This window comes from Arthrobacter yangruifuii (genome assembly GCF_009192775.1).
Taxonomy (GTDB): domain Bacteria; phylum Actinomycetota; class Actinomycetes; order Actinomycetales; family Micrococcaceae; genus Arthrobacter_B; species Arthrobacter_B yangruifuii.
The window spans coordinates 40,968-61,884 of record NZ_VTFX01000002.1; the positions used below are offsets into that span (position 1 = coordinate 40,968).

Here is a 20,917-nt window from a genome sequence, read left to right on the forward strand (position 1 = left end):
CATGACGCAACCTTTCCACACCGGCGCCCGGTCACGGTATCCGTAAACCGGCAACGAATTGTTATCTGCTTCTGTCAGTGCCCTGCGGTAGGCTTCCTAATGACATGGACGGTTAGCGGCAATGACGGCGAAGACCGGATGGGACGGGGGCCTAGTGAACGGCACCAGCAGCAAAAACACCTACGTACGCAGGAATCGGGATGACCTTGCAGACTAAGATCACCGCCAACGCGCAAGCGCTGAAGCGATGGTTGAGCAACGCTGAAATCTCCCTGGGCAACCACAGCGACCGCCTGAATGCCATCAATATTTTCCCGGTTGCCGACGGAGATACAGGCACCAACCTGTACCTGACCCTTTGCGCCGCCTCGAAGGCCGCAGCGGAAGAGGACACCGCTGACATCGGCGAACTGCTGGGCATTGCCGGCCGCGCCGCCATGGAATCGGCCCGCGGGAACTCCGGAACCCTCTTCTCCGTCTTCCTGACCTCCATGGCAGAACCCCTGGCCGGCGCAACCCGGCTGTCCGCGCCGCTGCTCGGGGCAGCCCTCCAGCGCGCCCAGCTGCGCTCCTGGTCCGTGCTTAGCGATCCCGTTCCGGGCACCATGCTTTCAGTCCTGGAAGCGGCAGCCCATGCCGCTTCGGACAGCGAAGCCGCAGTGACCGGCGATGACAGCAACGCGGGCCTTGCCGTCACCCTGCGGGCGGTGATGGACGCAGCCCTGGCCGCCGTCATCCGGACCGAAAACCAGCTGGCTGCCCTGACCCAGGCCCATGTGGTCGACGCCGGCGGCGTCGGCTTCCTGCTGGTGCTGGACGCCCTGCGCGCCGCGGCCCTGGGGGAGGAGCTGCAGGAGGAACTGCTGGACGGACTGCACGGTTACGACGTCCAGGCACCGCACATCCATGCGCACATGCCCCGTATGGAAGGCGTGGAGGTGATGTGCACCATCACCCTGAGCCCCCTGGATGCCGCCACCCTGCGGCTGCAGCTGGATGAGCTGGGCGACTCCGTGATCATGAGCGCCGTCAGCCCGGTCGGTGACGGCTACCGCTGGCGGATCCACGTCCACACGCCCGACGCCGGCACCGCTATCGATCTGCTGCGCAGCCTGGGCGACCCCATGAACCTCACCATCACCGAGCTGTCCGCGGATGGACACGAAACCAAGGAAATTCCCGAAGGCGGGGAAATCCCCGAGGCCCATGGACTCTAGGCTTCCCGAAGAACTGGACTACCCGCTCGACCGCCGCATCGGCAAGTCCACCGCCAAGGCGATGGAGAAGTACCTCGGACTGAAAACCGTGGGTGACCTGCTCCACCACTTTCCCCGCCGTTATCTGGAACGCGGCGAGCTGACCCCCATCGCCGACATACCGTTCGACGAGGACGTCACCCTGATCGCCCGGGTGCAGAGCAACAACCGGCGGCAGATGCGGGCCCGCAAGGGCTCGCTCGTTGAAGTGGTGGTCACGGATGACACCGACGGCAGCCTCGGCCAGCTGCACCTGACATTCTTCAACGGATTCAATGCGTTCAAGGAACTCACCGTCGGCACCCGGGCCATGTTCTCCGGCAAAGTGGGTGCCTACAAGGGGCAGCTGCAGCTGACCAATCCCAGTTACGCGCTGCTGGATGATGACGCCGTGGATGAAGAGGAGGCCAAGCGGCCTATCCCCGTCTACCGCGCCTCCGCCAAAGTGGCCAGCCCCACCATCGCCAAGTCCGTTGGGATGCTGCTGGATGTTATTCAGGCAGCGCGGCTGCGGGATCCGATCCCGGAACCGATCCGCCGCCGGGAACGCTTCCCCGACATCGTCGAGGCCTACCAGCGGATCCACCGCCCCGCCACCATGGAGGAGGCCTACGCCGCCCGCCACCGGTTCCGCTACCAGGAAGCGCTGGTTTTGCAGACGGCACTGGCCCGGCGCCGCGCCTTCACCGCGGAAGAGGAAGCCACCGCCCGCCCCGGCGTCGCCGGCGGCCTGCTGGACCGCTTCGACGCTTCCCTGCCCTTCACCCTGACCAACGGCCAGACGGAGATCGGCCGGGACCTTTCGGCCGAACTGGCCGGAGACCATCCGATGAACCGGCTGCTGCAGGGCGAGGTGGGTTCGGGCAAGACCCTGGTGGCCCTGCGTGCCATGCTGCAGGTGATCGACGCCGGGGGACAGGCCGCTCTGCTGGCACCCACCGAGGTCCTGGCGTCCCAGCATTATGAGTCCATCACGGCCATGCTCGGCCCGCTGGGCCGCGGCGGACAGCTGGACGGTGACCCCGACGGTACCCGTGTGGCCCTGCTGACCGGATCCTTGAACACCGCCGGCCGCCGCGCCGCACTGCTGGATGCAGCCAGCGGAGCCGCCGGCATCGTCATCGGCACCCACGCCCTGCTCTCCGAAAACGTCTCCTTCGCGGATCTGGGTCTGGTGGTGGTGGACGAACAGCACCGGTTCGGCGTCGAGCAGCGGGACGTGCTGCGCACCAAGGGCCACAGCACCCCGCACCTGCTCGTGATGACGGCCACCCCCATTCCCCGCACCGTGGCCATGACCGTGTTCGGCGACCTGGAAGTCTCCACCCTCACCGAGCTGCCGGCCGGACGGGCCCCCATCTCCACCTTCGTCTCGCCGCTGGCCGAAAAGCCGCAGTGGGAACCGCGCATCTGGGCCCGCGCCCGGGAAGAGATCGACGCCGGCCGCCAGGTCTACGTGGTCTGCCCCAAGATCGGCGCCAAGGAGGCTGAACCGGGCACCGACCTGGCCCTGTTCGATAGAGAGGAGGCCGCCGCCGGCCGGGAACGGGCGCAGCGGCAGGAACTGACCTCCGTCACGGAGCTCACCGAATACCTCACTACGGTTCCGGCCCTCGAAGGAAAGGTGGTCGCGCCGCTGCACGGCCGGCTGGACCCGAACGACAAGCACGAGACCATGGCGGCCTTCAACCGCGGTGACATTGACGTGCTGGTGTCCACCACCGTCATCGAAGTGGGCGTGGACGTCCCTAATGCCTCGCTCATGGTCATCATGGATGCGGACCGGTTCGGCATCTCCCAGCTGCACCAGCTGCGCGGCCGGGTGGGCCGCGGCGGGCTGCCCGGCACCTGCCTGCTGGTCACGCAGCTGGAACCGGGGCATCCCAGCCGGGAACGGCTCGAAGCCGTAGCCGCGACCACCGACGGCTTCGAACTCTCCCGCAAGGACCTGGAACTGCGCCGTGAAGGCGACATCCTCGGCGCCAGCCAGTCCGGCGGCCGGTCCACGCTGAAGCTGCTGCGTGCGGTCCAGGATGAGAAGCTCATCGAGAAGGCACGGGCCGACGCCGTCGCCCTGGTGGCCGAGGATCCGGACCTGCGCGACTACCCCGCCCTGAATGAAGCCATCGAGACCTACCTTGACCCCGAGGCGGAAGCGTTCCTGGAACGCGGATAAAGTGAAGGCATGAGCCGTATTATTGCCGGGGCTGCCGGCGGAAGCACCTTGTTCAGCGTCCCCGGGGACGGCACGCGCCCCACCACGGACCGGGTGAAGGAAGCACTCTTCTCCCGGCTGGAGTCCTACGGCATCCTGCAGGAAGCCCGGGTACTGGATCTGTTCGCCGGATCCGGCGCCCTGGGAGTGGAAAGCGCCAGCCGCGGAGCAACCGCCGTCGACCTGGTGGAGCTCGCCGACAAACCCGCCGCGACCTGCCGGCAGAACGCCGAGCTCGTCAACAAGATCCTGGCCCGCTCCTGCGTGAACGTGCACCGGGCGAAGGCAGAAACGTTCCTGCTGCGGGTCCCCGCGGACGTGCGCTGGGACGTGGTGTTCATCGACCCGCCCTACGCGTTGACCGAAGCCGAGCTGGCCACGGTGCTCACGCCGCTGGCAGGGCACCTCGCCGTCGGTGCGGTAGTGGTGCTGGAACGCTCCACCCGTTCCCCCGAACCGGTCTGGCCCGAGGGGCTGGAGCGCTTCAGTGAAAAGAAATACGGCGAGACCACCCTGTGGTTCGCCGAACCGGCCTCCGGTGACGAGGATGAAGTGGAAGCCGCGCAGGCCTAACCGGCGAACACGTCCAGCTCCTCCCCGGTGAGCACCGCAGCCGGGTGCGGTCCGGCGGCCAGCAGCTGCTGCGTCCACTCGGCAGGCCAGGGGAACAGCGTTGCCGCGAGCACGATGTTGCCGGGGTACCGGCCCGTGAACATGTCGCGCTGCGCCAGGGCCGCAACCTCGCCGTCCGGTCCGAACGCCGCCTGCAGTTCGCGCACCTGCCGGCGTGCGAAGGCCAGCGGCGGGTCATCTCCCACGTTGACCAGCAGCACGCCGGCGGGGGAGAGCAGCGTCGCCAGCTCGGTGTAGAAGTCCGACGTCGTCAGGTGCCCGGGTGCATCGGCGCCGGCGAAGATGTCCAGCACAATGGCGTCGAACTGCTGCCCGGCGAACCGGTCCAGTGATTCACGTGCGTCGCCGATTACCGTCTCCAGCTCCGTCCCCTCCGGCAGGGGAAGGTGCGCCAGGACAAAGTCCAGCAGCTCGCGCTCCAGTTCCACCGCCACCTGCGCGGAGCCGGGGCGGGTGGCCTGCAGATAGCGGGTGAGGGTCAGGGCCCCGGCGCCCAGGTGCAGGGCACGCAGCGGTTCCCCGGACGGTGCCGCCAGATCCAGGACATTGCCGATCCGGCGCAGGTACTCGTAGAAGATTTCCTGCGGGCGGGCCATGTCCACGTGGGACTGCTCCGCGCCGCCGATGCTAAGCACATAGGCTCCGGGGGTAAAGCCGTCCTCGGTGATGGTGGCGTGGGCGCCGATGCCGCGCAGCAGCCGGGACGCGGTCACAGCACACCGCCCAGCCGGGCCAGGCGTTCGGAAGCCTGCTCCAGGACGTCAAATTTCTTGCAGAACGCGAACCTCAGCAGCGAACGGGTGCGCCGGGCGCCGTCGTCGTGGCAGAACACGGCCACCGGAATGGCGGCCACCCCGATCAGTTCCGGCAGCCGGCGGGCCAGCGCCGTGGCATCGGTAATGCCCAGCGGCGCGGTGTCCGCCGTAACGAAGTAGGTGCCGGACGAGGGCAGGACGCCCAGCCCCGCGGCCTGCAGCCCGGCGCCCAGCACGTCCCGCTTGGCCTGCAGCGTGGCCGCTGCCCCGGTGAAGTACTGGTCCGGAAGGCCCAGGCCGACGGCGACGGCGGACTGGAACGGGGTGCCGGAGGTGTAGGTCAGGAATGTTTTGACGGTCCGGACCGCCGAGACCAGCGGCGCGGGGCCGGTCAGCCAGCCGACCTTCCAGCCCGTGACCGAGAAGGTTTTCCCGGCCGAGGAAATGGTCAGGGTCCGGTCCGCCGCGCCGGGCAGCGTGGCGACGGGGATGTGGGCGGGACCGAAGGTCAGGTGTTCGTAGACCTCGTCCGTGACGATCACGGCGTTGTGCTTGTTCGCCAGGTCCACTATCTGCTGCAGTACGGCCCGCGGGAAGACGGTGCCGGTGGGGTTGTGCGGGTTGTTGACCAGGACCACCCGGGTGCGGTCCGTGAACGCCGCCTCGAGGGCGCCGTCGGCGGGCAGGAAATGCGGTGCATCCAGGGAGACGGTGGTGTGCGTGGCGCCGCTGAGCCCGATGATGGCGCCGTAGGAATCATAGAACGGCTCGAAGGTCAGCACCTCGTCGCCGGGGCCGGTCAGGGCCAGCAGGGCCGAGGCGATGGCCTCCGTGGCGCCGGTGCTGGCAATGACCTCGGTGTCCGGGTCCACCTGCAGGCCGTAGAACCGCTCCTGGTGGGCCGCCACGGCGGAGCGCAGCACCGGCAGGCCCTGCCCGGGTGCGTACTGGTTGGCGCCGGCGGCAATCGCTGCCCGTGCGGCGTCGAGCATTTCCGCCGGACCGTCTTCATCCGGAAAGCCCTGGCCCAGGTTGATGGCACCGTGCCGTCCGGCCAGCGCGGTGATCTCCTCGAAAATGGTCAATCCCAGGTTGCCGTCCGGACCCAGCAGGTTCGCTCCGGCGGCGGTGCGCTGCCACGGCTCCCGGGACTGGCCCGGGGACGTGCGGAGCAGGGACTCGGCTGTGCTGATACTCATGCAACAAGTATTACCCGCCGGCAGCCGGTAGATTCGACCTATGCGACGCGCTGTATGCCCCGGTTCCTTTGATCCCCTCCACAACGGCCACGTGGAGGTGATCGCCCGAGCGGCGGGCCTCTTCGACGAGGTCATTGTGGCGGTGTCCACCAACTATGCGAAGAAGTACCGCTTCAGCACCGAGGAACGCCTGGAGCTGGCCGCCAAGACGCTGGAGTCCCTGCCCGGGGTGAGCGTGGTTCCGATGGGGGAGGGCCTCCTGGCCGAGTTCTGCCGGGAGCACGGAGCCGGCGCGATTGTGAAGGGCCTGCGGTCCGTGCAGGACTACCAGTACGAACTGCCGATGGCGGTCATGAACCGCCAGCTCACCGGCGTTGAAACCGTGTTCCTGGCAGCGGAGAGCAGCTTCACCCATCTCTCCTCCTCCCTGATCAAGGAAGTCGCAGCCCTGGGCGGGGATATCTCCGGATATGTGCCGGCCGCGGTGCTGGAGCGCCTGACGGAAGGCCGGCAGCGGGCCTAGACCGGGTTGGCGCAGGCCGGCCGGATCAGCCCGGCCGCCACGCCGCCGGTCTCTTCGACGAAGCGGCCCAGCCACTGCCCGGGTCCCAGCTGAGGAGCGGATTCCACCATGGTGATGTGCACCGAGCTGCACTGTTCCAGGTTCAGCTCCGCGCGCGTGACGTGATAGCGGGAGGTCACCACAATGATGTCCGTCCAGCCGCGGTCCCGGGCCAGGCGGGCGACGGCGCGTGCCTCGCCCCGGGTGGTCATCGGATCCGGCGAAAAGCAGACGATGCGCGGATTGAGGTTCCGGGCGCAGACGGAATCGGTGTCCTTGTTTCCGGGCGTGTACGTGGCGGACAGGGCCAGCACCGGCGCATAGCCCTGCCGCACCAGGTCCCGTCCCACCGGCAACCGTTCGCTGCTGGCCCCGGCCAGGACAACGACGGCGTCCGCCCGGGCGGGCTCGGCGGCACTGGCCGAAGGATAGACAAACAGGATCGACGCGACCAGCAGCCAGACCGCAAGAAGGCACGCGGCCGCCGTCGTACTGCGCCGAAGCAGCCGGTGCCCCAGGAACCAGCGGAGGATTCTCACGTTCCCACAGTAGGGGACGGGTCCGCGTCTGCTGCGGAGGCACCGCCCGGGTGCCCGATTAGCCGGATGCCCGTTGGCGGGTAAACTGGTTGTTGAAGCACGTGCCCGCACGTGCTTCACGGCTGCGGTGCAGCCGCAGTTTGAGAGATTCCGGCAAGTCAGGCTAAGATGATATGTCGGTCTATGTTCTACAGGAGTTCTCATTAGCGAATTTTCGCGGTCCAATCCGGATACTCCCCTGGCTATAAACGTCAGGGATCTCGGGCGCAGCCCGGGAACGATGCGGACCTTGCATGAACATGTACCGGCACCGAAAGACTTCGGTGTTGCGCTTATCGGCGTTCCGGAAGGATCCGAGCTCGAGGTTGACTTGAGGTTGGAGGCCGTGCACGAAGGGATTCTGGTATCCGGCGTTGTGATCGCTCCCATAAAGGGCGAATGCGGCCGCTGCCTGAAGCCACTCGCGTATGACCAAGAAGTCGATGTGCAGGAACTCTTCTACTACGAGGACGCTGAGTCCTTCGAAGAAGAAGATGAAGAAGAGCAGCACCGGATCGAGCGCGATGTCATCGATCTTGAACCGGTATTGCGGGACGCAGTGGTTCTTACCCTGCCGTTCCAGCCGGTGTGCCGGGAAGACTGCGAAGGCCTTTGCTCCGAATGCGGAGCGCGCCTTGAGGAGGATCCGGGTCACCACCATGAAGCAGTGGATCCTCGCTGGGCAGCCCTCGCCGGGCTGACCGGCACGGCCGCAGAAGATACTGCGGCACCAAGTACAGAGTCAGACGAGAGAGAAGAGAGTTAGCCGTGGCTGTTCCGAAGCGGAAAATGTCCCGCGCGAATACACGTGCACGCCGGTCCCAGTGGAAGGCGACCGCGCCCAACCTGGTGAAGACCGTGGAGAACGGCCGCGTCACCTATAGCCTGCCGCACCAGGCCAAGGTCGTTACCGACTCCGCCGGCACCGCGCTGTTCCTTGAATACAAGGGCCGCAAGGTCGCGGACGTCTAAGACCAGTATTCGGCCCGGTTACGCGCATCCCTGGCGGTGCCGCGGACGGGACCATGAATACTGCTTTTCGGGTTGTATCCAAAAGTGAAGAATACTGAAGAGCTTATGAAGCGTCTCGGTGTCGATATCGACGCCGGGACGCTTCGTCTTGCACTCACGCACCGCTCCTACGCCTACGAGCAGGGCGGCATCCCCACGAACGAGCGCCTGGAATTCCTGGGCGACTCCATTCTGGGGTTCTCGGTAACGGATGCGCTTTACCGGGATAATCCTGACCTTTCCGAGGGTGAGCTGGCCAAGCGCCGCTCCGCCGTCGTCAGTACCCGTGCCCTCGCCGGCATTGCCCGGGACCTGGGCCTGGGGGAGTACATCCTGCTGGGCCAGGGTGAGAAGCTCACCAACGGGCGGGACAAGTCCTCCATCCTGGCCGACACCACCGAAGCGATCATCGGCGCCGTCTATCTGGACCACGGCATCGAAACCGCCCGGAGCATGGTCATGCGCCTCGTGGGGCCGCTGCTGTCCAACGCCGAAGCCCTCGGCGCCGGAACGGACTGGAAGACGAGCATCCAGGAGATCGCTGCCGGCCGGAAAATGGGCGACATCGAATACCGGGTCTCCGGGTCCGGTCCCGACCACTCCCGCAGCTTCGTGGCCGTCCTCCACATCGGAGACAAGCCCTTCGGCACCGGCACCGGCCATTCCAAGAAGGAAGCCGAGCAGGAAGCCGCCGCTGCCACCTGGAAGATGATCAACGCTAAGAAATCCGGCTCCCCGGCTGCCGGTTCCTAGGGGCTCCTGCCATGCCTGAGCTTCCCGAGGTGGAGGTGGTCCGCCGCGGCCTGGCCTCCTGGGTCCGCGGACGGACCATCACCGGCGCTGAGGTGCTGGATCCGCGCTCGGTGCGGCGCCACGCACCCGGGCCGGCCGATCTCATCGGCAACCTTGAAGGCGCGGTGGTGGCCGACGTCGTGCGCCGCGGCAAGTTCCTCTGGCTGCCGCTGCTCGAATCCGCTCCTGCGCACTCCGGGGCGGCCGACGACGTCGTGCCCTCCTTCGCGCTGATGGCCCACCTGGGCATGAGCGGCCAGCTCCTGATGGAGGACTCCGCGTTGCCGGACGAAAAGCACCTCAAGGTCCGGTTCACGCTCAGCCCAGCCCGGGACTCCTCCGGCACCGAGATGCCGGATGAACTGCGCTTTGTGGACCAGCGGATTTTCGGCGGCATGTTCCTCACCGACCTGGTTCCAACGCCGGACGGCGCCCCCGGCGGGCTGTCCGAAACCGGCCTGCCGCTGGTGGCTGCCGAGGCCGCCCACATTGCCCGGGACCCCCTGGATCCCGCCTTCTCCTTCGACGAGTTCTACCGGCGGCTGCGGCTGCGGCGCACCGGAATCAAACGGGCGCTGCTGGACCAGGGCCTGATTTCCGGGGTCGGAAACATTTACGCCGACGAGTCCCTGTGGGCGGCACGCATGCACTTTGCCCGTCCCACGGACACCATGCGCCGGGCCGACGCGCTGCGGCTGGTGGAGGCTGCCCGGGAGGTCATGACCCGCGCCCTCGCTGCGGGCGGCACCAGCTTCGATTCGCTGTACGTCAACGTCAACGGCGCCTCCGGGTACTTCTCCCGGTCCCTGAACGCGTACGGACGCGAGGGCCTGCCGTGTCCGCGCTGCGAGGAGTTGGGACTGCACACCCTGATCCGGCGCGATTCGTTTATGAACCGGTCCTCGTACAGCTGTCCGGTCTGCCAGCCGCGGCCTAGGAACGGCCGCTGGTAGGTTCCCGTTCCACGAGCTGGATCGGATGCCCGTCGAAGTCCTCGACGAAGGCAACCCGCAGTCTTCCGTCCAGGAACGGGTGCGGTCCTTGAAGGTCTCTTGCTCCGGCGTCGAGCGCTGCGGCGTAGGCGGCTGCGACGTCGTCCGTCCAGAGCGTGAGGCACGCGCGGTGTCCGGCTGTGACCGGGGTGAGCCCGTGGGCTTCCGCCGCCGGTCCAGGCAGCGCGAGCCCGAGTTCGAAGCCGTCCAATGACAGTTCGATTTTGACCGGTGCCGCCCCCGCTCCGGTTGCGCGGAATTCTTCAGTGAAGCCGAGGGCCGCGTAGAAGCGAGCCGCCCGCGAGACGTCGGCGACGAACAGGATGACCTGCGGATTGTAGATTTTCATGGCTCGAGCAGGTCTCCGGCGGCAGCGAGCTTGCGGAGCTCCTCGATGTGGGCCTTGAATGCCTTCTGCCCGATCTTGTTCAGGGCCACCCAGGTACGGGTGCGGCCGTTCACGGAACCTTTGCGCACGGTGACAAACCCGGCCTGTTCGAGCACCTTGACGTGTTTGCTTAGTACCGAGTCGCTCAGGTCCAGCGCGTCCCGGAGCACGCCGAATTCGGCTTCGCCCACTTCGGCAAGGATCGAACAGATCCGCAGCCGGGTGGGTACGTGGATGACCTCACTGAATCCCTCGCCCATCAGGCGGCGTTCCGCAGCGCGCGTGCCAGCCGGGCATCCATGGCCGGTCCCATCACCAGCGTGAGCATCAGGACAAACACGGCAGCGCCGTAACCTATCCATGCCAGCTTGAAGGTCAAGTACAGCACGACGGCCGCAACGGCGATGAGCGCGAACGCGGCGACATACGTCCAGGCCAGTCCGCGGCTGCCGGGATGGGTGTAGACATCAATGACCAGGCGGCTGCGCGACTGGAGAATCGGCAGGACGCAAAAGATCACTGCCGATACCGCAATGAGGGCGGACGCCCATCCGGCGTCCTTGGAGAAGACCAGGCCGATGACGAACACCCCCATGCCTATGCCCTGGACGGGATAGAGCCATGCGGGCGACCTGACGTGCGGAGCCAGAGCCTCCTTTGACTGGGAGACGGATTTCAGTGCCTGGCGTGCTTCTTCGGCGGAGGGACGGGCGGCATGATTTTGCGTCATGCCGGCAGCCTAGACTTTCCGCAACGGAAAGGGAAGGGTTTCCGTTGCGGAAAGTCACGGGTCGGCAAAAGAGTAATTACGTAAGTCTTGTATTTATTCTGGAATTACGTAATTCTGTAGCCATGCCCATTGACGACGACGCCCGGCTTCAGGCCCTGGAGGCACGTATCGCAGCGCTGGAACAGCGCGCGGAAGCCGCGGGTCCGGCGTCGTCCGCTGATGATGCGGACGTGTTCTGGGCCCTTGAAGGGGTGAGGAAGCGCCACCCCGAGCCGGGTGCGGTGCTGTTCACCGGCACCGCCACAACGGCCGCCGGCGCCCACTACGAGTACCAGTACGGGCTGGAGACCGAGCATCTGCTCGACGTCGACTGGACGCAGTTCGCTGACTCCCTTGCCTCTCTGGGCCATCCCGTCCGCCTGGCTGTGCTGCGTGCGGTGCTCGGCGGAACCGAGACCGTGGCCGGGCTGGTGGAGGAACTGGGGTCCGGAACGTCCGGGCAGATCTACCACCACGTTCACCAGTTGACGGCTGCGGGCTGGCTCGCGCCGCATGCCCGGTCCCGCTACCGGATTCCGCCCGCCCGCGTCATTCCGCTGCTCGCCATTCTGACCGCTGCCTCCGGAGGTAACTGATATGAACAAGCGCAGACGTATTACCGTCGCCGCCCTTTCCGCCTCCGCGGTGCTGGCCTGCGGGCTGCTGGCCGCACCATGGGCGCCGCGCCTGTCGACGCAGGTTTCCGGTGATGCGGCACTGGCGGAAACTGTTAGGCCCCTGCTGCAGAAACCGGCCGACAAGGTCAGCGTGGCCTACCTGGAAGACGGCACCGTGCGGATCGCCGGTTTCGGTGCCGATGAACGGACTGAGTTCGAGATCGGGTCGGTGTCCAAAACGTTCACGGCAGCCCTGCTGGCGGACGCCGTCGAGCGCGGCGAGGTGACTCTGGAGACCACCGTTGCCGAGATCCTCGGGCCGGACCTGAAGGACCCGGAGGCCGAAATCGGCACCGTCACCTTGGCGGAGCTGGCCAGCCACCGGTCGGGACTGCCCCGGCTTGCCACCGATCCCGGTGCGTTGGTTTCGTCGTTTCTGAATTCCGCTCTCCGCCGCGACCCCTACACTGCCCCGCCCGCCGAGGTGATCGAACATGCACAGTCCGCGTCATTGGGAGGGCGGGGCACCGTGGCGTACTCCAACCTCGGTTATGCCTTCCTGGGGCAGCTGCTCGCCAAGGAAGCCGGGATGGACTACGCCGATCTGCTGCAGGAGCGGATCCTGGAACCCCTGGGAATGAAGGACACGTATGTGCCGGTCACCGCAGGGAACCTGCGACCCGATGCTCCGACCGGGCGGGCTGCAAGCGGACTGCGGCACGCTGCCTGGACCGCCGGTGGCGGGGCGCCGATGGGTGGGATCCGGTCTACCGCGGCGGATATGTCGGTTTACCTCCAGGCGTTGCTGGCGGAGACGGCACCGGGTTCCGCGGCCCTGGAGCCGCGCTGGGACACGGGTGAGGGCGGCGGCGGCGAGCAGGTGGGTCTGGGGTGGTTTACGCAGGTCTCCTCAGCCAGCGGTCGGGCTGCGACGTGGCACAACGGCCAAACCGGAGGCTTTGCCGCCATGGTGGCAATGGACCGTGAGGCGGGCACAGCGGTGCTGATCCTCTCCAACGTGGCTGCCGGGCAGGAAGAGGCCGCCTTGGCCCTGCTGAAGGAAGGCCTCTGATGGCGCTGAACCTGGTGTCCTGGGCGCTCGCCGTCTGGCTGGTCGTGCTCTCTTTGTCGGTGGCGGTTCCTGTCTGGAAGCAGGCAGGGACGCTCTCCGGTCCGAGCCGGAGGTCCCTGCTGGCGGGTTTGTTGGAAACGGCTTCGATTGCGGGAATTCTGCGTCTGATCTCCCCGTGGAGTTCCGGATCGGTGGTCCTTTGGGTGGTGGCCGTCGTCGCCTTGGCGGCGGCTGTTGCCGGAGCAGTTCTGCGCTGGCCGGACCTGCCGCGGCGGACGTCGAAGCCGGCGCGTGCGGCGGGGGAAGCTGCAGAGACCGAGGTTGCTGAGCCGGCGGAAGTGGCGGCGGAGGTGGCGACGGCAGCGCCGGCGAACGTGGCGACGGCGAGAGCGCCGGCGAACGTGGCGACGGCGAACGTAGCGACGGCGACGGAGCCACCGGCGGCGGAGCAAACCCGGCGGCCGTCCCTTGCGGCGCGGGAAGCGCGAGTTGTGCCTATTCCTGGTAAGCCGCGTCGAAAGTCCAAGGCAGGGAAGAAATTGAAGAAGGAGCCGGGAAATCTCGCCCTGGCTGGTCAGGTAGCACTGCTGGCCGCCGTCGTCGTATTTTCCTTTCTAGGTGGGTAGGGGCATGGGAGCTAGGTGGGGAGGGTTCATGCCCCCTAGGTGGCCAACTCATCCCACGGGAGCAGAGACAAGAGGACGGAGAAAGGAGCCGCAAAAACGGGTAGTGGAACAGGTATTTTTTCCCTGGAGCGGAGTCCGCGGCCCCGATAGACTCGAATACATGTTCGAATATTCTCCGTCTGGAAGTCATCAGCGGACCGGCAGATTGACTGCCGGCACCGCGCTGGTGAATGCGTGGGTTGAGGAACTCGCAGAGGACGCGGAGGGTCTTCCCGGCGGTGATGGAGAGCAGGCGGGGGAGCAGGACGGCGGCCTCATTGACCACATCCGAGCCCTGGAGGAACTCAAGGCCGCAGCTGCTGCGGCACAGGCTCGAGCAACTGCCGTCTTTGATGCTTCGCAACGCCGGAAGCAGGCCGAGGCCGGAGTGCTTCGCGAGGAACTGGGCCGCGGTGTTGCCTCCCAGATTGCCTTGGCACGGAGGGAATCATCTAATCGCGGCGGGCGGCTGCTGGGCTTCGCGAAGGTGCTGACCTCCGAGATGCCGTGCACTCTGCAGGCCCTGACCTTGGGGAGGATCAGCGAGTGGCGGGCAACGCTGCTGGTTCGCGAGACCGCCTGTCTGAGCCTGGAGGACCGGCGGCGGGTGGATGAAGAAGTCGCCGGAGATCCCGACGTCCTGGAAAGCCTGGGAGACCGACAGGTCATCGCCCGAGCTAGAGCCGCCGCCTACCGGCTCGATCCGCAGGCCGCGGTCAAGCGTGCAGCCAAGGCCGAATCGGAGCGTTTTGTCTCCTGCCGGCCCGCGCCGGACACCATGACCTATCTGACCGGACTGCTGCCCGTAGCCCAAGGGGTGGGCGTCTATGCGGCGTTGTCACGTGAAGCGGACCGGCTGCGTGCGTCCGGGGATGGACGGGGCCGGGGACAGATTATGGCGGACACCCTCGTCGAACGCGTGACGGGGCAGTCCGAGGCTGGTGGGATGAAGGTGGAGGTGCAGCTGGTGATGTCGGACCGGACCCTGCTGGGCGGGGACTCAGAACCCGCCCTGGTCCCCGGGTACGGTCCTGTCCCGGCACAGTGGGCGAGGGATCTGGTCAGGGGGCGGCGCCGGGAACAGGGAGCCTCGAATACTGGGCGGCACGCAGAGTCCGGACGGAAAACCAAGCGGAACAGACAGGACGAACGCTGGATCCGCCGGCTCTACGCCGAACCGGACACCGGTCAGCTAGTGGCCATGGATTCCCGGTCGCGGTTGTTCCCGCCCTCACTCGGACGGTTTATCGCGGCACGGGACCAGACCTGCCGAATGCCGTGGTGCGGGGCACCGATCCGGCATCTTGACCATATTCGCCCGCATCAGGACGGCGGTCCCACCAGCTTGGTAAATGGGCAGGGACTCTGCGAGGCGTGCAACCAGGCGAAGGAAGCACCTGATTGGAAGGCGCGAACGGTCGGCTCTTCCAGGCAACCCGGACTGCATATCGTCGAGACCACCACCCCGACGGGGCACACCTATCGGTCTACTGCGCCGCCGCTGCCTGGGGCCAGAGCCGTAGCAGCAGCCCGGGATGGGGCGGGAACCGGAACTGGAACCGGAGTTGGAGATGGGGCGGGTACCGGAACCGGAAGATCAATCGTGCGCAGGAACACGGCCGGTCAAACGCCCAGAGTCTCCGCCTGCGTTCCTGGAAGGCTGCATAGTGGACCTGATCCGGGCGGCGTGATGGACCCGCGTGATGGGCGCCGTGGCGCAGGGAGTATTCCGGCAGCCGTGCCGAAGCGGGACCCTACCGTGCGGCCAGCTCGGCCAGAATCCCGTCGGTGAAGGGAGGCCAGACGTCCGCAGCCCAAGGGCCGAAATCGCGGTCGGTGAGGCAGACGGCAGCAGCACGGGCTTCCGGATCCACCCAGAGGAAGGTGCCGGACTGACCGAAATGGCCGAACGTGGCCGGAGAGCTATGGGCGCCGGTCCAATGCGGAGACTTATGGGCACGGATCTCGAAGCCGAGACCCCAATCGTTCTCCTTCTGCCGGCCGAAACCGGGAAGCACTCCGGCGAGACCGGGGAAGACCACCTGCGTGGCCTCAGTGAGCCGGCCTGGATCCGTGAGCGTGGGAGCCTGCAGTTCGGCGGCAAACCGGCACAGGTCCCCGGCGGTCGAAACGCCGCCGGCAGCGGGGGAGCCCTCCAGCGCCGTCGAGGACATGCCCAACGGCACCAGCACGCCTTCACGCAGATATTCACCGAAGGCCATGCCGGTGGCTTCCTCCAGGGTTTCCCCCAGAACCTCGAAGCCCGCGTTGGAATACAGGCGGCGGGTACCGGGGGGATAGCGGACGGTGCGCTCGCCGAAATCGTAGCCGCCGGAATGGGCCAGCAGGTGCCGGACGGTGGATCCCTCGGGTCCCGCAGGCTGATCCAGTTCCAGGGCACCCTCATCCAGGGACACCAGCACGGCGTAGGCACTCAGCAGCTTCGTGACGGAAGCCAGCGGAAAACGGCGGTCCTGGTCACCGGCTGTGCCCAGCACCCCGCCGTCGGCGGACACGACCGCGGCGGCAGCATTGCCAACCGGCCAGGACTCGATCTTCTGCAGGCTCTTCACTGGCATCATCCTAGGACGTGGGGGAGTAGTGCCGGGCCAGGCGGGACATGCCCTCTTCGATGGACACTTCCGGAGTCCAGTCCAGGACTTCGCGGGTTTCACGCTGGTCGAACCAGTGCGACGTCGAAAGCTGCTCGGCCAGGAAACGCGTCATGGGCGGTTCGTCATGGACCAGACCGCGGCGGCCCGCCTTCAGCCAGACCCGTTCGATCAGGCTTCCCGCACCGCGGGCAACCTTTCCCGGAACGCTCCATCCCGGTGCGGCCACGCCTGCGGCCGCACAGATACCGGCAATGAGTTCCCCGACCGGACGCGGCTGCCCGTTCGTCACCACCAGGGCGCGGCCGGCGGCGGCATCCATCCGTTCCAGACCGCGGACAATCGCGGCTGCCGCGTTATCGATATACGTGGTGTCGATCAGGGCCGCTCCGGCATCCAGCAGCGGCAGGCGGCCGGACCGGGCACGGTCAATGACGCGTTCCACCAGCTGCGTGTCGCCCGGACCCCAGACTATGTGCGGCCGGATGGCCGCAACCCGGAAGTCGGGGGAATTCTGTCCCAGCGCAAGCAGCTCGGCCTCCGCTTTGGAGGCGGCGTAGAAGCCGCGGGCACGGGCAGGGTCCGCCGTGCCGGCACCTGAGCCGGCAATCGGCTCACCGAAGTGGGCCACGGACGGAGAGGACACAAAAACGACGTCGCGCACCCCGGCAGCCCGTGCAGCCCGCAGCAGGACCTGTGTGCCGAGGATGTTGGTTTCCTCGAACTCGTGCCATTCGCCGGTAAAGGAGACCTTCGCCGCGAGATGGATGACGGCATCCATTCCGTCGACAGCGCGGGCAGCGGCGGCAGGATCGGCAACGGACCCGGCGACGGAGTCCCGGCCCGGGATCCCCGGCCGGCGCTGGAAGGTGCGGACCTTGTGGCCCTTGGCCTCCAGCAGATCGGCTACGGCGCCGCCCAGCAGGCCGCTCGCTCCGGTGACCAGGACATTGCGCGGAGTCAGGGCGCTCATCGCTTGCCCCTGCCCAGGCTCGGCACTGGACCGCCGGCCAGCAGGCGCGACGCCCAGCCGGCCAGTGCCGTGCGGTCAATCTTGGAATTGTGCCGGATATCGGTGGGCATCTGCGGCAGCACCAACACCGCGGCGACGTCGAACCCGCACTGCTCCCGTACCCGGTCCCGCACGGCCGCGGTGAGTGCCGCCGGAGCAACTCCGGCCTTTCGGGAGGGAGGATCGGTTTCCACCACGGCCACGGGAACCTGCGCCCCCGCGGGTCCGACGCCCGCCAGTGCGGCCCGCCGCACGCCGTCGACAGCCTCGGCTGCCTGCTCGGCAGCGACCGGAGTCCGGACCCCGCCGGCGGTGGTGAGGATATGCCCGAGGCGTCCTTCCACCCACAGCCTGCCCTCGTCGTCGAAATGTCCGACGTCGCCGGTGCGGTGCCAGCCGTCAATGGACGAACTGCCGCTTTCGGTGATCCAGAGCCTGTCGTAGCGGTCCTTGACGTGCGGGGCGCTGACCAGGATTTCGCCGGTGCGGTTCGGCACGGTGAGCGGCTCGGTGCCGACGGAGCCGTCCGGGAAGACTTCGGCGATGGCCACATCGGCCCGGGAGACGGCAGTACCGACGCAGACGCCGTTGCCGGACCCTGCCGCGCGGATGCCTTCGAGGCTGATGTCGGTGACGGGAAGTGCTTCGGTCATGCCGTACGGGGTGTGCAGGGAGGCCTTGGGGACCAGGTCCTGCACCTGGGCCAGCAGCGGCTCGGCAATGGGTGCACCGGCCGAAAGCAGCAGCTCGACCTGTGCCAGTGCCGCCCGCTGCGGAGCGTCCAGCTCCCCGGACGTCGCGATCACGTTCGTCAATGCTGCCGGGGACGCGAAGATGGTGGTGGCGTTCACGGCCACCGCCGCATCCGCCAGTGCCGCCGCGGTGAGGGTGCGCGGCGACGTGACGTCCATGTCCGGTGTCACCGACGTCGCCCCCAGTGCCGGACCGAGCAGGGCGAACGGCGCGAAGCCGGCCACCAGCGAGGTCCCGGCACGCAGGTTGTAGGTGTCCTTGATGGCATCGCGCATCGCGGCCAGCTGCCGGTGCGTGTAGACCACGCCCTTGGCCGGTCCGGTGGAGCCGGAGGTGAAGAGGACGGCGGCGTCGGCGTCGGGATCCGCGGGGTACCAGGGCACCTCGGATCCGGCGCCGTCGGCAATGAGCTCCTCCACGGAGTGCTGAACGCCGAGCAGGCGTTTGCGCGCCGGTGACAGTTCGGACACGCTGATCCGCGTACCCGGCCAGCCGAAGGCCCGGGCACCGATGAGGGCGCGGTCGATGCCGATGAGGAACGCCGGCCCGGCGCCCTTGATGGCCCGGCCCAGTCCCTTGGCGCCCAGCCCGGCGTCGGCCACCACAATCACGGCGTTCAGGCGCAGGCAGGCGTAGATCAGCGACGTCAGTTCAATGCCGGGCGGAACCAGCAGGTTCACCCGGGTGCCGGGACGCACACCGGCCGCGGCGAGTCCCGCCGCGAGGGCATTCACCCGTTCGGCGAGTCCGGACCAGGACAGGGTGCGCGGTTCGGCGTCTGCGCCGCCGCCGTCCAGCGGTGCCATGTCGACGACGGCCGGCGTGGTGTCCGCGGCGCGTTCATCCAGTTCCGCGAGCATGGGGCGGAACGGCTCGCTGCGCCGCAGCGAGGTATCCGCAGGGGTTTCCACGGCTCCCTGCAGCCAGCTGAATACAGGCGAGGCGATATCCACGTCTTCGGCCAGCAGATGGCTTGCCCCTTCGAACCGGTGCACGGAGGAGGCCGGCATCCGTTCCAGCAGGTCACGCAGGTAGCGGTCGGAGAAAACGGGGTCCTTGGGCCCCCAGAGGACCAGGGACGGAACGTCCAGGCGGCGGATGCCGTCCGCGACGGTGTTGAGGGCACGCCAGCTGGGATGGGTTTCATCGGCGGGAATGTCAGCCACGAAGTTCGCCACACCGTGCCGGCGGGCCGCGCCGCGGTACGGCAGCGCGAACGCCTCGCGCACCGGAGCCGGCAGTGCGGGCTGTGCCAGGGAATGCGTCACCCGGATAAACGCGTCGGTGCTGCGGGTACCCCACGGATGAACCGCGGGATGCAGGGCCAGTTTCAGGGCCGGCGGCAGGGAGAAACCTGCCGGATGCACGGCGGTGTTGGTCAGCACCACGCCCGCGAGCTGGCGGCGGTGCCGCAGTGCCCAGCCCAGGGAAATCACGCCGCCCCAGTCATGGCCGACGGTCACCACGGGACCGGTGATCCCCAGCGTGTCCGTCAGGTTGCCGAGGTCGGTGATCCGGTCCTCCAGCCGCCGGAACGCGCCGGTGCGCTCGGAAAAGCCCATGTCCAGCTGGTCCACGGCCACCACGCGCCACGGCTTCTCCGCCGCGGACCCGGCGGCAAGGAGGCTGCGCCAGAGGTAGGACCAGGTGGGGTTGCCATGCACGCAGAGCAGGGTGCCGGCGGGTTCGATGCCGGCCTCGGCCAGATCAGGTCCGTTGTCGAGGACATGCCACTTGCGGACCGTTCCCGGAGCGTCGACGGCGGCGGTGGAGGGAACATGGACGAACGCGGACCAGGCGGAGGAAACGCCGGGCCAAAGCTCCTCTACCACGCAATCTCCATCATGGTGGTGTTCAGGCCGGAGCCCACGCCCATGCACAGGACCCGGTCACCCGGGTTCAGGGAGCGTGATTCCTGGGCCAGGGTCATCGGCAGCGAGGCCGGCCCCACATTGCCCCAGTTCGGGAACGTCATGGGCACCTTTTTACGGTCCAGGTCCACCGCCTTGATGATGGCGTTGGTGTAGGAATTGGACACCTGGTGGGTGACGTAGCGGTCCATCCCGGACCAGTCCCAGCCGTTGCCGTGGGCTTCATGCCAGGCATCGACCACCAGTTCCAGTCCGCCGTCGAGCAGGCCCTTGGTGTCGGTGTACATGCCGTCGATGCCGCCCACGCACAGTTCATGGTGCTGGGTGCCGGCACGGGAGACGCCGCCGAGGATGCGGTGCGAGCCCGGGTGCCGGTCGGCACGGCCGATGACGGCCGCTGCGGCACCGGAGCCGAGGGTCAGCGTGGCGAATTCGCGCAGGTAGTCGTCGCGGGTGGAGTCGGGCGCGTTCAGCCGCTCGAAGGTGGCTTCCTGCACGCCCTGGGAGTCCTCGCCCGCCACGATCAGGGCATAGTTGATCTGTCCCGAGTCGATCATGTTGGAGGCCAGGGTGACGCCGTTGACGAAGCCCAGGCAGGCGTTGGCCAGATCGAAGTTCAGGGCGGAGGAAGGAAGCCCCAGACCGTTGTGGATCTTCACGGCCACGGACGGTTCCAGATTGCGCCGTGTCACCGAGGTGTTGATGAGCAGCCCGATTTCGGACGCCTCGACGCCGGCTTCGGCCAGCGCCTTGGCTCCGGCCTCGGTGGCGCCGTCGTCGAACGCAGTGCCGGGAGCCCACCACCGCCTCTCGGTGACGCCTGCCACCCGCTCCAGCAGGCGCTTGGAGAGGCGCAGCCGTTTAAGCGAGGGCTCAAGGCGCTCGTCGAATTCACGTGAACTCATGACCACCGGAGCTTCAACGCTGTTCACGCTGAGGATGGCGGAGTTGGAGTGCTGGAAGTTGAAGTTCCCGGTCAAAATGCCTGCCTTGTCTGCTGCTGAACCTATCGCGCTGGCGGCCGCCGTGAAGCCTGCATCCACGCCCTAAAATCATATGACTCTTTCAAGAAGCCTACTGACCGGCCCGGCAATTCCGGGGGGAAAGGCCCGATTACGCTCTCCGAGTAGAGCGGAATTTTGACGGTAACCGCGTAGATTTAATG

Annotated in this window: 22 protein-coding genes; 12 read left to right on the forward strand and 10 right to left on the reverse strand. The window is 67.3% G+C overall.

The features are described from left to right. Positions 1–200: 200 nt before the first annotated feature. The 3 genes from GD627_RS06200 to rsmD are packed head-to-tail and all read left to right on the forward strand — an operon-like array spanning position 201 to position 4,044. Positions 201–1,217 carry a DAK2 domain-containing protein gene (locus GD627_RS06200; protein WP_246165361.1) on the forward strand — a complete coding sequence of 339 codons (1,017 nt, stop codon included), beginning with the start codon at positions 201–203 and terminating at the stop codon, positions 1,215–1,217. Further along, positions 1,207–3,432, forward strand: a complete 2,226-nt coding sequence (locus GD627_RS06205) for an ATP-dependent DNA helicase RecG (protein ID WP_146364467.1) — start codon at positions 1,207–1,209, stop codon at positions 3,430–3,432. The genes GD627_RS06200 and GD627_RS06205 overlap by 11 nt, the downstream gene beginning before the upstream one ends. A 9-nt stretch (positions 3,433–3,441) precedes the next feature. Further along, positions 3,442–4,044, forward strand: a complete 603-nt coding sequence (gene rsmD, locus GD627_RS06210) for a 16S rRNA (guanine(966)-N(2))-methyltransferase RsmD (RefSeq protein WP_146364465.1) — start codon at positions 3,442–3,444, stop codon at positions 4,042–4,044. Here the strand turns inward: rsmD and GD627_RS06215 are convergent. Together GD627_RS06215 and GD627_RS06220 are read right to left on the reverse strand one after the other, a co-directional pair. Further along, the gene (locus GD627_RS06215) at positions 4,041–4,817 is read right to left on the reverse strand and encodes a spermidine synthase (protein WP_152271819.1); all 777 of its coding nucleotides are present in this window, start codon (positions 4,815–4,817) and stop codon (positions 4,041–4,043) included. The genes rsmD and GD627_RS06215 overlap by 4 nt on opposite strands. Further along, entirely contained in the window at positions 4,814–6,058 is a 1,245-nt protein-coding gene (locus GD627_RS06220) for an aminotransferase class I/II-fold pyridoxal phosphate-dependent enzyme (protein WP_152271820.1), read from the reverse strand. Before GD627_RS06220 ends, GD627_RS06215 begins: the two co-directional genes overlap by 4 nt. Positions 6,059–6,098: 40 nt before the next feature. Between GD627_RS06220 and coaD the strand changes: the two genes are divergently transcribed. Then, positions 6,099–6,581 carry a pantetheine-phosphate adenylyltransferase gene (gene coaD / locus GD627_RS06225; protein ID WP_152271821.1) on the forward strand — a complete coding sequence of 161 codons (483 nt, stop codon included), beginning with the start codon at positions 6,099–6,101 and terminating at the stop codon, positions 6,579–6,581. Here coaD and GD627_RS06230 read toward each other — a convergent pair. Next, entirely contained in the window at positions 6,578–7,159 is a 582-nt protein-coding gene (locus tag GD627_RS06230; protein ID WP_194265985.1) for a YdcF family protein, read from the reverse strand. The genes coaD and GD627_RS06230 overlap by 4 nt on opposite strands. A 238-nt stretch (positions 7,160–7,397) precedes the next feature. Between GD627_RS06230 and GD627_RS06235 the strand changes: the two genes are divergently transcribed. From GD627_RS06235 to mutM, 4 genes are all read left to right on the forward strand, one after another. Continuing rightward, entirely contained in the window at positions 7,398–7,964 is a 567-nt protein-coding gene (locus tag GD627_RS06235; protein WP_146364455.1) for a YceD family protein, read from the forward strand. Between the two features lie 2 nt (positions 7,965–7,966). Then, positions 7,967–8,170 (forward strand): 50S ribosomal protein L32, encoded by a 204-nt coding sequence (rpmF, locus tag GD627_RS06240; protein ID WP_146364453.1) that lies wholly within the window; start codon positions 7,967–7,969, stop codon positions 8,168–8,170. Between the two features lie 84 nt (positions 8,171–8,254). After that, positions 8,255–8,962 (forward strand): ribonuclease III, encoded by a 708-nt coding sequence (rnc, locus tag GD627_RS06245; RefSeq protein ID WP_152271823.1) that lies wholly within the window; start codon positions 8,255–8,257, stop codon positions 8,960–8,962. 11 nt (positions 8,963–8,973) lie between these two features. Then, positions 8,974–9,954 (forward strand): bifunctional DNA-formamidopyrimidine glycosylase/DNA-(apurinic or apyrimidinic site) lyase, encoded by a 981-nt coding sequence (mutM, locus tag GD627_RS06250; protein WP_152271824.1) that lies wholly within the window; start codon positions 8,974–8,976, stop codon positions 9,952–9,954. On the opposite strand, the gene GD627_RS06255 is transcribed toward mutM, so the two are convergent. Genes GD627_RS06255 through GD627_RS06265 form a run of 3 tightly spaced genes read right to left on the reverse strand, consistent with a single transcriptional unit; the run spans position 9,935 to position 11,111 of the window. After that, positions 9,935–10,342 (reverse strand): VOC family protein, encoded by a 408-nt coding sequence (locus tag GD627_RS06255; protein ID WP_152271825.1) that lies wholly within the window; start codon positions 10,340–10,342, stop codon positions 9,935–9,937. The two genes, mutM and GD627_RS06255, sit on opposite strands and share 20 nt — an antisense overlap. Then, positions 10,339–10,641, reverse strand: coding sequence for a transcriptional regulator (locus GD627_RS06260; protein WP_152271826.1), 303 nt, complete (start codon positions 10,639–10,641; stop codon positions 10,339–10,341). The genes GD627_RS06255 and GD627_RS06260 overlap by 4 nt, the downstream gene beginning before the upstream one ends. After that, positions 10,641–11,111, reverse strand: a complete 471-nt coding sequence (locus GD627_RS06265) for a hypothetical protein (RefSeq protein ID WP_152271827.1) — start codon at positions 11,109–11,111, stop codon at positions 10,641–10,643. The genes GD627_RS06260 and GD627_RS06265 overlap by 1 nt, the downstream gene beginning before the upstream one ends. Before the next feature lie 122 nt (positions 11,112–11,233). Between GD627_RS06265 and GD627_RS06270 the strand changes: the two genes are divergently transcribed. The 4 genes from GD627_RS06270 to GD627_RS06285 all read left to right on the forward strand — a co-directional run bounded on the left by GD627_RS06270 (position 11,234) and on the right by GD627_RS06285 (position 15,296). Then, positions 11,234–11,746: an ArsR/SmtB family transcription factor gene (locus GD627_RS06270; protein ID WP_152271828.1), complete on the forward strand. Its 513-nt coding sequence runs from the start codon at positions 11,234–11,236 to the stop codon at positions 11,744–11,746. 1 nt (position 11,747) lies between these two features. Beyond that, positions 11,748–12,839, forward strand: a complete 1,092-nt coding sequence (locus GD627_RS06275; protein WP_152271829.1) for a serine hydrolase domain-containing protein — start codon at positions 11,748–11,750, stop codon at positions 12,837–12,839. After that, positions 12,839–13,465, forward strand: a complete 627-nt coding sequence (locus tag GD627_RS06280) for a hypothetical protein (protein WP_152271830.1) — start codon at positions 12,839–12,841, stop codon at positions 13,463–13,465. The genes GD627_RS06275 and GD627_RS06280 overlap by 1 nt, the downstream gene beginning before the upstream one ends. 205 nt (positions 13,466–13,670) lie before the next feature. Beyond that, positions 13,671–15,296 carry an HNH endonuclease gene (locus tag GD627_RS06285; protein ID WP_246165362.1) on the forward strand — a complete coding sequence of 542 codons (1,626 nt, stop codon included), beginning with the start codon at positions 13,671–13,673 and terminating at the stop codon, positions 15,294–15,296. On the opposite strand, the gene GD627_RS06290 is transcribed toward GD627_RS06285, so the two are convergent. The 4 genes from GD627_RS06290 to GD627_RS06305 are packed head-to-tail and all read right to left on the reverse strand — an operon-like array spanning position 15,259 to position 20,732. After that, entirely contained in the window at positions 15,259–16,077 is an 819-nt protein-coding gene (locus GD627_RS06290; RefSeq protein ID WP_152271832.1) for a serine hydrolase domain-containing protein, read from the reverse strand. The two genes, GD627_RS06285 and GD627_RS06290, sit on opposite strands and share 38 nt — an antisense overlap. A gap of 10 nt (positions 16,078–16,087) precedes the next feature. Then, a complete protein-coding gene (locus GD627_RS06295) occupies positions 16,088–17,089 on the reverse strand; it encodes an NAD-dependent epimerase/dehydratase family protein (protein WP_152271833.1) in 1,002 nt (333 codons plus the stop codon). Next, on the reverse strand, positions 17,086–19,713 hold the full coding sequence (locus GD627_RS06300; RefSeq protein ID WP_152271834.1) for an alpha/beta fold hydrolase: 2,628 nt from the start codon (positions 19,711–19,713) through the stop codon (positions 17,086–17,088). The genes GD627_RS06295 and GD627_RS06300 overlap by 4 nt, the downstream gene beginning before the upstream one ends. Beyond that, complete coding sequence (locus tag GD627_RS06305) at positions 19,707–20,732, reverse strand: 3-oxoacyl-ACP synthase III (RefSeq protein WP_152271877.1); 1,026 nt, start codon at positions 20,730–20,732, stop codon at positions 19,707–19,709. Before GD627_RS06305 ends, GD627_RS06300 begins: the two co-directional genes overlap by 7 nt. Positions 20,733–20,917: the final 185 nt, after the last annotated feature.

Excerpts from the sequence above, each read along its gene's own strand:
- GD627_RS06200 (WP_246165361.1), top strand. The coding sequence starts at position 201 with ATGACCTTGCAGACTAAGATCACCGCCAACGCGCAAGCGCTGAAGCGA.
- GD627_RS06205 (WP_146364467.1), top strand. The coding sequence starts at position 1,207 with ATGGACTCTAGGCTTCCCGAAGAACTGGACTACCCGCTCGACCGCCGC.
- rsmD (WP_146364465.1), top strand. The coding sequence starts at position 3,442 with ATGAGCCGTATTATTGCCGGGGCTGCCGGCGGAAGCACCTTGTTCAGC.
- GD627_RS06220 (WP_152271820.1), bottom strand. The coding sequence starts at position 6,058 with ATGAGTATCAGCACAGCCGAGTCCCTGCTCCGCACGTCCCCGGGCCAG.
- coaD (WP_152271821.1), top strand. The coding sequence starts at position 6,099 with ATGCGACGCGCTGTATGCCCCGGTTCCTTTGATCCCCTCCACAACGGC.
- mutM (WP_152271824.1), top strand. The coding sequence starts at position 8,974 with ATGCCTGAGCTTCCCGAGGTGGAGGTGGTCCGCCGCGGCCTGGCCTCC.
- GD627_RS06255 (WP_152271825.1), bottom strand. The coding sequence starts at position 10,342 with ATGAAAATCTACAATCCGCAGGTCATCCTGTTCGTCGCCGACGTCTCG.
- GD627_RS06260 (WP_152271826.1), bottom strand. The coding sequence starts at position 10,641 with ATGGGCGAGGGATTCAGTGAGGTCATCCACGTACCCACCCGGCTGCGG.
- GD627_RS06265 (WP_152271827.1), bottom strand. The coding sequence starts at position 11,111 with ATGACGCAAAATCATGCCGCCCGTCCCTCCGCCGAAGAAGCACGCCAG.
- GD627_RS06270 (WP_152271828.1), top strand. The coding sequence starts at position 11,234 with ATGCCCATTGACGACGACGCCCGGCTTCAGGCCCTGGAGGCACGTATC.
- GD627_RS06275 (WP_152271829.1), top strand. The coding sequence starts at position 11,748 with ATGAACAAGCGCAGACGTATTACCGTCGCCGCCCTTTCCGCCTCCGCG.
- GD627_RS06280 (WP_152271830.1), top strand. The coding sequence starts at position 12,839 with ATGGCGCTGAACCTGGTGTCCTGGGCGCTCGCCGTCTGGCTGGTCGTG.
- GD627_RS06295 (WP_152271833.1), bottom strand. The coding sequence starts at position 17,089 with ATGAGCGCCCTGACTCCGCGCAATGTCCTGGTCACCGGAGCGAGCGGC.